Genomic DNA, 12,363 nt, shown 5'->3' with positions numbered 1-12,363 from the left:
GCGTACCAGAGTTTGAAGCTAAGCAAAAAAGCATGCGCTATTTTGTTTCAAATGTGCCGGGCTATTCATCTGTATTCCCACCTAATGTTATTAAAAGTATTCGACCTGCACTGGAATTTACTGAACAAGATGCCGCAGTTATTGAGCTAAAGCCTTTGCTACAGCAGTTTGATATTTCAGAAAGCCGCCCTTGCTTGATGATCTCGCAGCTTAACGGTGCAGAGCAGCAATGTTTGAACGGTCAAATATTAAATGCTTTCACCCATGTTGTAATTCAAAGTTCATTTAAACCAATTTTTGGTGAAAGTAAGCCAGTAGAAAAGCTTAAAAAAGAGTTTACAGAATGTGGGCGAGATTACCTTGCATTAGCTGAATCTATGCCACCGTACTCCAATTTCGTGGCGACTAAAAAAGTAAATGCTGAGCAAGCACTGGACTACTTTAGCCAAAGGCAACAGCATAGAGAAATTAAAGCAGAGCTGGAGAGCCAGTTAAGAGCCTTACAAAGCGATACTAAAAAATGTACCGAGGAATTACAGCAGGCTCAAGAGCAACTTCAAACTGTTAAACGACGGAGTGAAGAAAAGCTAAAAGAATTGGCGGCGGAAAAGTCGCAATTGCATTCTGAACTAGAAGAGTTGAAAAAACAGTGCCGAGAGCTAAGCGAGTCAAGAGATCAACATAAGCATTGGCACCTCGAAAATAAAAAATGGGCCGAAGGACTAGTAGAAAAAAGTAGTTTATTAGAAAAGAAACTAAGTGATTGTGAAAACCAGATATCTGCTCTTCAAAACAACGTGACGACTTTAAAAGAGAGTTATAATGCGAGCTCTATAAAAGAGAAAGACGCGGTTAAAACATTAGCGCTAAATACAAAGTTGATGAGTAAGCTACAAGCCGACTTGGATGAATTACGTTTTCAATATAGAGAAAAAGCTGAAACTGAAAAAGGCTTACAAAAACTAATAGCAGAGCTACACCACAAATTAAAGCAGGCGTCAGTATTTTACCACAATCTAGAGTCTCGGTTTCCTGAAATTGCAAGTGCAACCAAGGATCGTGGTTAGGCTTATGGAAGATTTAAAAAATATGCAGCGTCAATTAGATGATGCATTGAAATTGTTAGATAAAAAGAATATATCAGTCTACCCTGATAGCGAAAGTATAATTTCAGCAAACCATCTTCAGTTGAATGAAACAAAGAGCTTAATAGAGCGTTGTGAAAAAGCCCTTGATGATAGGGGACTTGATACAAAGCCCACTTTAAGAGTAATCCACCACCTAGCATGTAGCGGTGGTACGTTAGTTTCGAAATGTGTAGCTGCACTACCAAACGTATTTCTCTTAAGTGAATTACATCCTACTTCTAAGTTACACATGGGAGGAGGCAAGCCGAAGTTTTTACCAGCAGATATTATAACACAATCAAGATACGCGAATGTTCCTGATGTAGACGCTTTAGCATGGAAAATATTCATCAATAATATAAAAACAACAGAAAACCATGTTTCCAGGCTCGGTGGGCACCTTGTTATTCGTGAACATACGCATTCAGACTTTTGTGTTGGTGATAGTTTTGAAAAAAAATCTTCAGTTGTGGAGCATCTATCAAGCGAATTTAATGTGTTACGAGTGGCAACGTTAAGAAACCCAATCGATTCCTATTTATCTCTTTTAAGCAATAACTGGGAGCATTTTGAACCTAAAGGGTTTGGGGAATACTGTAAAAGAGTGAACACATTTATCAGCGAATATACTCCAGAACAGATATTTAAGTATGAAGACTTTGTAGAAAACCCTAAAGCCAGCGTTCAAAAAATAGCAAAAGCGCTAGACCTTCCATTTACGGTTAACTTTCTAGATACCTTCAATATTTTTAAAGTGACTGGGGATAGCGGCCGTTCGAGTGACACTATATCACCCCGTTCTAGAAGGGAAATATCAAATGACCTTAGCAAAGAAATGCAAAATGATAGGCACTATAAAATTTTAAAAGAAAAGTTCAACTACTAGGTTTTATTATGGATTTGAGAGGCTTTTGAGTACGTTGTCGTTCTTAGGGAAAAGTAATTTATAGAAACAAAGTTTCGCCAGTCAGTGCTCTTGATATAAAGTTTTAAAGAATTTTTGATAAATTTTAAATGATATTTTTAGAAGTATTTGCTGAGTTCTTTATGAAAAAATTATATTGCCCATTTTTGTAAGTTTTTAACTGTAATTAGTTTATTTATTTAATCATGAAAAAATCACTTAAATTCACGCAGTCATTTGCTAACTTGACTGCATCAAACTGTAGCGTCTCAGACGTACTTTTTTTGAAAAACTATTCTCTTGGCGACTTTGATTTAGTCAAGCGTTCGCAACCTTTTTTAATTTCTTTATCCAATATTGTTGAAAAAAACAATAACAAAAAAACAAAAAGAGGCTTAGAAAAGAGATTTTGCGCAAGTTTGCCTTGGAATGAAAAAAAATTAGTCGGAATGAACAAGTATCTTACTGATATCCTTGGATATGATAAGTACCTTGCTGCTGGTGATACAAAAGCTGACTATTCGGAGTGTGATGATTTTTTTGTTTGGGGACAAGATAGTCGGCGCTATAAAAATGGAAATTTAGATTTAGCGACAGATTATCAAAAGCGAATCATGCGCTTAGAGTACGGTTTCATTAGCTCAGAGGATATTGCGCTCAAAGAATCTCCACAAATGTCATTAATCATCTGTCCAGAAGTCATGTACTATGATGCTACTCGTGCATCAGACATGGAAAAACTATTAAATGATCGAGAGTTTATTTTTACCAATCAGCAAATCGAAAGGGCGAAACGAAATATTACTTCTATAGTCGAAAATGGAGTAACAAAGTATAACCATGCTCCTTATTTAGATTTAAATACTCGGATAGACCTAAAGAAAGAAAAGAAAAAAATTCTTCTCGTTGACCAACGATTTGGTGACAAGTCAATAGAAATGGGTCTAGCAAGTCAACGAAATTTCGAAATGATGGTTGAAAAAGCACTTGAAGAAAAAGATTGTCAGGTTCTCTTAAAGCTTCACCCAGATGCGCTCACTGGAGGGAAAGAATCGGCTCTATCAAAAGCGCTGCCTAAAAAACTCCCTGAAAATTTCACAGTAATTGACTTTGATATTAATCCTTATTCCCTTTTAAAGGAATGCGATGAAGTTTATGTGTGTGTATCGCAGTTCGGCTTTGAAGCTTTAATGGCAGGAAAAACCGTTCACACTTTTGGTGTATCTTTTTATTCACACTGGGGTTTAACGGTCGATCACGTGGATTTCGGTCGCCGAACTAATAACAGAAGCCTTGAAGAGGTATTTTATGTTTTTTATATATTATATTCCTCATATTTCTCTCCAAAAGCAGGCTTATGTAACTTGGAAGATGTTATTGACTATTTCGCCTGCAAACGTTTGAAAGCTGGTGAAGGTATAAACTCTAAGATGCCTATTCCTAGTGACCAGACTATTCATGCACCCAAGGAAGTAAAAAGCGTAAATATTTTGTTTGTTCTGCCTTCAGGAAGGTTCAGCGCCACAGGGAGATACATTCAAGAAGTTGCTTGGCACCTAAATCGTTTAGGGGCTAACGTAATGATTCTGGCGGAAGGAAACGTAGATAAAGAGTATTCTGGAATACAGTGGTTAGCTCTAAAATTTGAAGGAATACTACTTAGCCCAAATATTCGCGAAAAAGTAATAGACTTTGCCCCCGATTTTGTCTACGAAAATGGTGTAAGAAGCAAAGCTCAAAGAGCAGCTTTAGAACTGGTCGTCGCTACAGGAGCAAAACTGGCATTACAGTCTGAAGACGATGATGTACAAGTTTTTATGGAAAGACATCCTTCACCAAATATTGATTGTCTGACTTCATTAGACAAAAAACACCCTAAATTTGCCGACCTAAAGGAATTCTTTAGTCTCAATGATTGGCAATATACGCTTAAGGTGCTCTCCGATCCTAGCTACGACCGTTGGGTAGAGCCTGTTTTGAGATCTCTCTGCTATCATTTGTCATGTTTTAATACTGCAATTTGGTACCCATTCGCAGAACGTTTGGAAAAACAATTTGCAAAGCCTACATTTGTTTTACCTCCAGTTACTGAGGGTAAAAAGTATAGCAACATGGTTTTAAGTGAGCAGAAAAAGCAGGATCTGTATTCAAAGTATCTACTGAATACAAAAGATATAACACTGTTTTTAGGTGGTACGATTTACGATTATTCGAAAGAGTATTTTATATTCTTGGATGCGCTAAATCACATTGCAAAAGCCGGAGTACCGCTTCAATTAGTCACCGTATCAGGAAGAAGTAATATTGACGTTCCGAATGTCTCTAAAGAGATATTAGATTCAAATATCAACTATGTCGACCTAGGGTCGCCAGATGACAATGAGTATACCGACTTTTTATTAGCATGCGATATAGTTTGCTCACCTGGAATTCATGATAGTTTTAATAAATATAGGTTACCTTCACGTCTTGTTAAGGCGATGTTCATGCGGAAAGCGGTTCTTACTGTAAATTATGGTTTTGGTGAGTCGTTGAAACATGGCGTAAACGGCCTTCTCACGGAGGGAGATGATGCTTCGGCTTGGGCGGATGCTATTCTACCCTACCTAAGTCGTAATAAACTACAAGCCATAGGCTTGGAAGGAGCAGAGTTTGCGAAAGAGCATTTTGAAGTAAAAACAGTTGTCACTGACTTGTTAAATATGTTTATTTCTTTGAAAAACGAAGATGGAATTGTGACAGGAAAACAACGATGAAAAAAAAGGATGTTTCAAAAACAGAAGAATTAAACAGCGAAAAAATACTAAATACGGCTTCACGAGTTATTGATATAGAAATAAACGGATTGACAAGCGTTCGAAACAAGCTAGGTGAGTCGTTTGTTAAAAGTGTATATAAAATAGTTAATTCTCAAGGGAGAGTTATAATTTGTGGCATGGGGAAGTCAGGAATCATTGGAAAAAAGATTGCTGCATCTCTGGCTAGTACTGGAACTCCAAGTTTTTCTATGCACCCCGGTGAAGCATTCCACGGTGACTTAGGAATGGTTCACCCGAGTGACATTTTTGTCGCAATATCCAATTCTGGTGAAACCGAAGAACTACTCAAACTGCTTCCGTTTCTACGAGATAACGGCAATTGCGTTATCGCTATTACGAAGAATAAAAATTCAACATTAGGCCTAAATTCTTGGGCTACTATTGAAATTGCAGTACCCGAAGAAGCTTGTCCTCACCAACTTGCACCAACTGCGTCTACAACGGCTACTTTGGCAGTGGGAGATGCGTTAACTGTGGCTTTGATGGAGCTTAGACGCTTCACACCTGAAAACTTCGCTCGTTTTCATCCTGGAGGCTCCTTAGGAAGGAGATTACTTTCAAAAGTCAAAGATGAAATGTTGGCATTGCCCATCCCATTTTTAAACCCTACATCAAGTTTTACTGAGATAGTGTCATCTATATCTCAGGGGAAACTAGGGTTTGTAATAGTTAACAATGGGAAAACAAAAGATTACTCTGTTATTACAGACGGTGACTTGAGGAGGGCGATGGAACATTATGGGACGGATGTTTTTTCGATTAAAGCACACGACATAGCATCGGTTATGCCGCACACCGTTTCACACTCGGCAAGTATGGAACATGCTTATTCGCTTATGGACATCCACAAAATTGGTTTTTTATTGGTTGTTGATAATGAGGAGTTAGTAGGTGTCCTCAAAAAATAGTTTTCCAAAAACATCTCCAATTAAAGCTATTTTTCTAGATATGGACGAAACCTTGTGCGACACAAAAGGCGCAGATCGACAGTTACAGGTTTGGATAGAAAAAACGCTACTAGTTGATTACTTTGGCTGTATAAACAAACGAATAGAATGGGCGAAGAGCTTTATTCTCGGCATTTATAAAAAGTATGAATACCGAACAATCCTAGCACACGCAAAAAGTAGTGAAGAGAGAGATTTTCGCATCTCATTGATTGTGTATTTATTCGATAGATTTGATATGAGCTGTTCATATGAAAAGGGCGCAGAACTTCTGAACATAATAAGTGAAAAACGAATGGAGTTTTTCAAATTTTTCACCGGTGTCGGTGAATTATTGATTAAGTTGAGAAAAAACTATTCACTAATAGTAATTACTAATGGCCCAGTATTGTCTCAAGCGCCAAAGTTATCTGCAGTGAAAATGGGAAATTTTGTTGACCACATAATTATTGGAGGAGAAGAGCCTCACGAAAAACCGCACCCTAGCATCTTTCAAAAGGCATTATGTTTGGCTAGTTTGAATAGTAAAGAAGTCATTCATGTCGGCGATTCATATGAAGCAGATATTAAAGGTGCGAGGAGCGTTGGGATAAAAAATGTTTGGGTAAATAACGAGTGTTCTAAAGAACAGCTCGCAAATGGCAGTGCCGATTTTGTTATAAAAAGTGTACTAGAATTACCCGCGATCATTTCAAAGATTGATAAGGAATATAATGACCAATAGGCATATTGTTATTCCGGCTAGGTATAATTCGAGTCGTCTTCCTGGAAAGTTGATGCTCGACTTAGATGGAAAGCCGGTCATTGCACACACCATAGAAGTTGCGAAAAAGTTAGCTAGTTCGGTACATGTAGCTACTGATAACGAAGAAATATTTAATTGCGCGGTAAAGCACGGTGCTAATGCAATCATGACCTCAGATAAACACCAGTCTGGCACTGATAGGTTGGCTGAAGCGGTTGGTAAACTGGCGCTTCCTGAGCAAGATATAGTCATTAATTTGCAGGGTGATGAGCCATTAATTTCGCCGAAGTTGCTTACACAAGCGGCAGACTTGTTAGAAAGGTATCCCAATGCAGGTATAGCGACGCTAAAACAGCGAATTCTAAATGGTGACGAACTCATGAACCCAAATGTTGTTAAAATAGCAATGGGTGAAGATTCTTCAGTTGTTTATTTTAGTAGAGCACCTATACCGTTTAATCGTGATGAAATGAGAGGCTCAGTGTCTGGTATGCCAAGCGGCGAATATTATCGACACATAGGACTGTATGTATACAGGGTTGGAACTCTACTTAATATTAGCGAAATGAAAGAGCATCATCTAGAGGCAACTGAGAAGTTGGAGCAACTTAGAGCGCTAGCAAATGGCGTCAGAATTGTCGCTGAAGACGCACTAGAGATTCCTCATCATGGTATTGATACGGAGGAAGATCTCTTCCGTTTAAGAAGTAAACTAAAAGTTGAAAGCGAATAAAATGAACCAACAAAAAACAATTAATTTAGACAACATCGAAATTTCAAATGACCTCCCTTTTGTTTTGTTCGGTGGGATGAATGTTCTTGAGTCTAGGGATTTGGCTCTTTCGATATGCGAAAAGTACGTGGAAGTTACGCAAAAACTAAATATACCTTTTGTTTTTAAAGCATCGTTTGATAAAGCCAATCGTTCGTCTGTACATTCGTATAGAGGGCCTGGTATGGACGCTGGGCTAAAGATTTTCGAGGAAATCAAAAGTACTTTTGGCGTTAAAATAATTACTGATGTGCATGAAATATATCAAGCACAGCCTGTAGCTGAAGTAGTAGATGTCATTCAGCTACCAGCATTTTTGGCGAGGCAAACGGATTTAGTCGAAGCAATGGCGAAAACTCAAGCTGTTATCAACGTTAAAAAGCCTCAATTTTTGAGCCCTGGGCAAGTTGGGAATATCGTAGAAAAATTTGTAGAGTGTGGAAACGAAAAAATCATACTATGCGAAAGAGGGGTTACGCACGGTTATGATAATTTAGTCGTGGATATGCTGGGCTTTAGTGTGATGAAAGAAGCATCTAAAGGGGCGCCTGTTATCTTTGATGTTACCCATTCATTACAATGCAGAGATCCAAATGGCTCGGCTTCGGGTGGTAGAAGAGCTCAAACTGTCGAGCTTGCGCTGGCCAGTATGGGAGTTAGGCTTGCTGGATTGTTTATGGAAGCTCACCCAGATCCTGATAAAGCTCGCTGTGACGGACCGTCAGCGTTCCCATTAGCAAAACTAGAGCAATTTCTGGCTCAAGTGAAAGCTGTTGATGACCTTGTAAAAAGCTTCGAAAAAGTAGAAGTTGAATAATCTACTTATATATAAATAACAATATATTAATTGAAATATTAATAGGAATTTGCTGTGAAAAAAGCACTTATTACCGGTGTAACCGGCCAGGACGGCTCTTATTTAGCCGAGTTTTTATTAGAAAAGGGATATGAAGTACACGGTATTAAGCGTCGTGCTTCATTGTTTAATACAGAACGTGTTGATCATATTTATGAAGATCCACACGTAGAAAACGCTAACTTCATTTTGCATTATGGTGATTTGACGGATTCTTCAAATCTTATCCGCATTATGCAAGAAGTGCAGCCAGACGAAGTGTATAACCTTGGTGCCCAGTCACACGTTGCGGTATCTTTTGAAGCACCTGAGTACACAGCAGATGTAGATGCTATGGGTACTCTACGCTTGCTAGAAGCTATTCGCTTTTTAGGCCTTGAAAAGAAAACTAAGTTCTACCAAGCGTCTACTTCAGAGCTTTACGGTGAAGTTCAAGAAATTCCGCAGAAAGAGACTACGCCGTTTCACCCGCGCTCTCCTTACGCAGTAGCAAAAATGTACGCATACTGGATTGCGGTTAACTACCGCGAGTCTTACGGTATTTATGCTTGTAACGGTATTTTGTTTAACCATGAATCTCCACGCCGCGGTGAAACGTTTGTTACCCGTAAAATCACTCGTGGTATCGCTAATATTGCTCAAGGTTTAGAGCCTAAGCTTTACCTTGGCAACATGGATGCACTTCGTGACTGGGGCCATGCCAAAGACTACGTACGTATGCAGTGGATGATGTTGCAACAAGACAAGCCTGAAGATTTTGTTATTGCTACAGGCAAGCAAATTTCGGTTCGTGAATTTGTACGTATGTCAGCAAAAGAAGCGGGTATTACTGTTGAATTCAGCGGCGAAGGTGTAAAGGAAGTAGCAACGGTAACAGCTGTAGATAACGAAACTGCACCGGGTGTGAAAGTGGGTGATGTTATTGTTGAAGTTGACCCACGCTACTTCCGCCCAGCAGAGGTAGAAACACTGCTAGGCGACCCTACAAAGGCAAAAGAAAAGCTAGGTTGGGTACCAGAAATTACCGTTGAGGAAATGTGTGCCGAGATGGTGGCACACGACCTTGGTAAAGCCAAGCAGCATGCGCTATTGAAGAAGCATGGTTATTCAGTTGCTGTAGCGAAAGAATAATACACTTCAACGAGGTTTTGAGGAATAAAAGAGCGCACTAGCACTGCTAGCGTGCTCTTTTTTATGAATATTTCAGGCAGTTGGGTTGGTTGTTTCCAGCAACTTATCTGTGTCTAGTGTAGGTAATTTATCTAAAATTTTATTCCACCAGAATTGCAGCCCCAGCTTTTGTAAAACCTCATAACGCATATCAGGTTCATTAAAGAATGGGGCAAATTCAGATTCCCATTTTGCCAAATTTGCTTCGCTTATTGTTTCTTTCGTCCAATCATCCACAAAAACAACAGGAAGCCGAGCGTAACAGGCGTTTAATGCAGAGCTTTTCACAATAGGAATGGCTCCATTTAGTAACGCATGCCACGCCTTGGGCGACGGGTCGAAACCACCTCCTTCCACGCATATTACAAACTTGTGGGTTCTGCACAGTTCGAAAAAGTGAGACTCGGAAACTTCGTCTGCTAACACGGTGCAGTGATCTTTCCATTGTCCACTGGCTAAGTCACTAACTTGTTTTCTTATTTCCCATTGCTTCCCTTCACGAATTCTATGAGCGCACAAAACTGACTTAGAACGCTGAGAAAGCGTAGGTACAGATTGTAGTGGTAAAGAAGGCAAGGTTTCAGAGTTTGGATAAACCAAGCCTAAAGGTATGGGTGATAAGTTTGGGAACTCACTAGAACTTAAGTTCTCAGCGTACCAGTGAAGTAATTGTGGGTGCTGGATAATTTCCTGTATACAACGCTCTTCGTCATTATTGTATTCGCGCCAACGTTTGTCTCGTTGCTCTGGGATAGTCACATCTTCTGAGCCTGAAATTAAAACAAATGGCGTTGTTAGTTGAGGTAGTACAGTATCATGAAAAAACTTTATCGCATCAAATGGAGCGCGTAAGCTCAGAAAAATGGTTTTAGGATAGTTACCAGGCAAGTTTTTTATTAAATGAGCTTTGGGCGATTGTGTATCAGACAACACCACCCAATCACATTTTTTTGCTATACCCGTAAGAACATACTTATCTGCCCCTAAATTCTTCGGAAATAGCCTTGTCTGCTGGCTCTCAATGGGGGAAACGTGCAAAAGCCTCGTGCTACAGTCACTACCAACTAATAAGATGTTTGCCTTTTCAAGGTGTTTTATGATTCTTGATGCTAAATCTAATTTTAGGCGCGTGATTGCGCAGTTGTTTACAATGGCACGGTAGTGATCAAGTAGCGTATCTAAATTCTGATTACTCAGTAAGTTTCCATAGGTATTATAGTATTGCTCTTCTCCCCCGTCGTCTTTATATAAATTAACGAGTCTCTGTATTTTCTTGTCCTCACCTTTATGAGTTACGTTTGTTAGCTCTTTTTTACCAAACAAAAGGTTTAACGACACCGACGGATTAGTGGCTTTTTCCCAGGATACACTTTCATTTTCTTCTCTATAATCTGCAAAATCGAGTAGCGTTTTCCATGTATCGTCTAGTTCTTTTCTAAGGCTGGGCTCAGTGACAAAACTAACGTTCAGGTTAGCTTTGTCGTTAATCAAAGAGTGCGTAAAGGGTAATGATGTGTTTTCATCTAAATTGAAGTTGCCAAGTTTATTTAAACTACTAAGAACCGGTGCACCATTGAAAAGTGCCTTTTGGGTTACCAGCAAACATTGTTTAGGGTTACTCTTTATGAAAGATAAAATGTGAGAGTTATAGGCTAGCCACATCTTTGCTGCTAGATTTGGCTTATGCCAGAACCTATCATTCAGGACCCCTTTAGAACGGTTAGTTAATAATGCTATTTCTCTGCTGTGGCGATGATGTAAAGATTCTATGCAGCTTTGCCACGGACGAATAATGAACAGAAAGCGAGCTCGCTCACCTAGATGCTTTTGGTAGGCAGGCAGAAATAGGCTCAAACGCGGATCTTTAATGCCCCAAGCGGTGCCAATAGCATCTCTTTTAGCAACATAACCTTTGAGCGAAGTAATATGTTCTTCACTTAAATTAAGGTCGCTTTCACCGCAATATTGCCAATTTGTATTATTCTCATTAAGCCAACTCTCATGCATTTGTACGGCGGGCATATCTTCAAAATAACCTTTCCGATTAGCAATATGAGGCTTAATAAGCTCGTTACCTAAATTAAGCCCTGCGTTGGATAGTAAGTTACCGCAGGCCGAGGTGTCACTTCGGTGAAAGCCCGTAAGAATAAGAACTGGTGAGTTAGACATTTAAGTGCTTGTTAAGACAATTTTAATGTGTCTCAGGTTAATGAGTTAAATCACACAGTGCAAATCTAAATTCCTTTTTTCTTACGGTATTTTTTATACTCAATTTTGATTCGTTCTGTGGTATCTTCGTCACTAACAAGGGCCAGGGTAGTGGCAAGATTGGCACCTGTTTTTAAGGGGGCTACAATACCCTCCCCATATCTATAACGTTCAATATTTTTAAGAAACATCCTTTTCTTTTGAGCACTTATATAAAATTCGTATAAGAGAGTTTGTGTTTTGGAATCTTCCTTAAAAATTAATAACATATGATAATGGCCAACGGGAAAGGCTCTCATTTTGTCTTTGTACCAAATTCGAAATTCTTCAAAGAGCTCGTCGCTTATAGAGCGCTCTTGTTCGTATTCATCAAATCGGCCTAACTCTGCGTAATACCGTTCTTGCCAATGCATAGTTTCTTCCACAAAATTTTCATGTGCAAAATGTCTAGAGTCATTAATTAAAACAGTATTATTCCAATACTCTTGTGCTGGTAAGAATACACCATTAAAGGGCGTTAGCTGCCAGTTTTGTTGTTCATATGTACCAATTACATTGGCCAGATATTGAAACTTGTTTTGATTGTGTGTGATGAAAACAACTATGTCGTTTAATTTTCCATGTTGGTCGCCTGAGTTACTTATATTCAACTTGGCTACAAGGCTTTGGTAACCCAGTTGCTCATTAAAGCTAATATAACTGCCTAAATCGTATTGAAGGTTTGAGGAGCTGAGGTATTCGTGAAGAGGCTTAAATTGAGTTAAAACAATGGCTACGAAAGATATAGAAATACTTATTTTTTCAGTCTTAGTCAT

The 12,363-nt window shown here is 39.0% G+C and carries 10 protein-coding genes; 8 read left to right on the top strand and 2 right to left on the bottom strand.

All coding sequences use genetic code 11. From position 1 onward, the window contains the following. Positions 1 to 32: 32 nt before the first annotated feature. The 8 genes from MASE_RS16690 to gmd all read left to right on the top strand — a co-directional run bounded on the left by MASE_RS16690 (position 33) and on the right by gmd (position 9,301). Positions 33 to 1,067: a hypothetical protein gene (locus tag MASE_RS16690; protein ID WP_148275231.1), complete on the top strand. Its 1,035-nt coding sequence runs from the start codon at positions 33 to 35 to the stop codon at positions 1,065 to 1,067. A gap of 4 nt (positions 1,068 to 1,071) precedes the next feature. Next, positions 1,072 to 2,013, top strand: coding sequence for a sulfotransferase family protein (locus tag MASE_RS16685; RefSeq protein ID WP_014950884.1), 942 nt, complete (start codon positions 1,072 to 1,074; stop codon positions 2,011 to 2,013). 224 nt (positions 2,014 to 2,237) lie between these two features. Beyond that, positions 2,238 to 4,787, top strand: coding sequence for a capsular polysaccharide export protein, LipB/KpsS family (locus MASE_RS19845; RefSeq protein WP_014950883.1), 2,550 nt, complete (start codon positions 2,238 to 2,240; stop codon positions 4,785 to 4,787). Continuing rightward, positions 4,784 to 5,758 (top strand): KpsF/GutQ family sugar-phosphate isomerase, encoded by a 975-nt coding sequence (locus MASE_RS16675; protein WP_014950882.1) that lies wholly within the window; start codon positions 4,784 to 4,786, stop codon positions 5,756 to 5,758. Before MASE_RS19845 ends, MASE_RS16675 begins: the two co-directional genes overlap by 4 nt. Then, positions 5,742 to 6,521 carry an HAD family hydrolase gene (locus MASE_RS16670; protein WP_014950881.1) on the top strand — a complete coding sequence of 260 codons (780 nt, stop codon included), beginning with the start codon at positions 5,742 to 5,744 and terminating at the stop codon, positions 6,519 to 6,521. The genes MASE_RS16675 and MASE_RS16670 overlap by 17 nt, the downstream gene beginning before the upstream one ends. Further along, positions 6,511 to 7,275, top strand: a complete 765-nt coding sequence (kdsB, locus tag MASE_RS16665; RefSeq protein ID WP_041693580.1) for a 3-deoxy-manno-octulosonate cytidylyltransferase — start codon at positions 6,511 to 6,513, stop codon at positions 7,273 to 7,275. Before MASE_RS16670 ends, kdsB begins: the two co-directional genes overlap by 11 nt. A gap of 1 nt (position 7,276) precedes the next feature. Beyond that, positions 7,277 to 8,131: a 3-deoxy-8-phosphooctulonate synthase gene (gene kdsA, locus MASE_RS16660; RefSeq protein WP_014950879.1), complete on the top strand. Its 855-nt coding sequence runs from the start codon at positions 7,277 to 7,279 to the stop codon at positions 8,129 to 8,131. Positions 8,132 to 8,185: 54 nt separating this feature from the next. After that, the gene (gene gmd / locus MASE_RS16655; protein ID WP_014950878.1) at positions 8,186 to 9,301 is read left to right on the top strand and encodes a GDP-mannose 4,6-dehydratase; all 1,116 of its coding nucleotides are present in this window, start codon (positions 8,186 to 8,188) and stop codon (positions 9,299 to 9,301) included. Positions 9,302 to 9,373: 72 nt separating this feature from the next. Here the strand turns inward: gmd and MASE_RS16650 are convergent, their stop codons facing one another. Next, positions 9,374 to 11,509, bottom strand: coding sequence for a sulfotransferase family protein (locus MASE_RS16650; protein ID WP_014950877.1), 2,136 nt, complete (start codon positions 11,507 to 11,509; stop codon positions 9,374 to 9,376). A gap of 65 nt (positions 11,510 to 11,574) precedes the next feature. Next, positions 11,575 to 12,363, bottom strand: coding sequence for a hypothetical protein (locus MASE_RS16645; RefSeq protein ID WP_014950876.1), 789 nt, complete (start codon positions 12,361 to 12,363; stop codon positions 11,575 to 11,577).

The organism is Alteromonas macleodii ATCC 27126 (genome assembly GCF_000172635.2).
In the GTDB taxonomy this organism is placed as follows: Bacteria; Pseudomonadota; Gammaproteobacteria; order Enterobacterales; family Alteromonadaceae; genus Alteromonas; species Alteromonas macleodii.
The sequence above is the reverse complement of the archived record's forward strand: the minus strand, read 5'-3'. Positions and strand labels throughout refer to the sequence as shown.

Excerpts from the sequence above, each read along its gene's own strand:
- MASE_RS16690 (WP_148275231.1), top strand. The coding sequence starts at position 33 with ATGCGCTATTTTGTTTCAAATGTGCCGGGCTATTCATCTGTATTCCCA.
- MASE_RS16685 (WP_014950884.1), top strand. The coding sequence starts at position 1,072 with ATGGAAGATTTAAAAAATATGCAGCGTCAATTAGATGATGCATTGAAA.
- MASE_RS19845 (WP_014950883.1), top strand. The coding sequence starts at position 2,238 with ATGAAAAAATCACTTAAATTCACGCAGTCATTTGCTAACTTGACTGCA.
- MASE_RS16675 (WP_014950882.1), top strand. The coding sequence starts at position 4,784 with ATGAAAAAAAAGGATGTTTCAAAAACAGAAGAATTAAACAGCGAAAAA.
- kdsB (WP_041693580.1), top strand. The coding sequence starts at position 6,511 with ATGACCAATAGGCATATTGTTATTCCGGCTAGGTATAATTCGAGTCGT.
- kdsA (WP_014950879.1), top strand. The coding sequence starts at position 7,277 with ATGAACCAACAAAAAACAATTAATTTAGACAACATCGAAATTTCAAAT.
- MASE_RS16650 (WP_014950877.1), bottom strand. The coding sequence starts at position 11,509 with ATGTCTAACTCACCAGTTCTTATTCTTACGGGCTTTCACCGAAGTGAC.
- MASE_RS16645 (WP_014950876.1), bottom strand. The coding sequence starts at position 12,363 with ATGACTAAGACTGAAAAAATAAGTATTTCTATATCTTTCGTAGCCATT.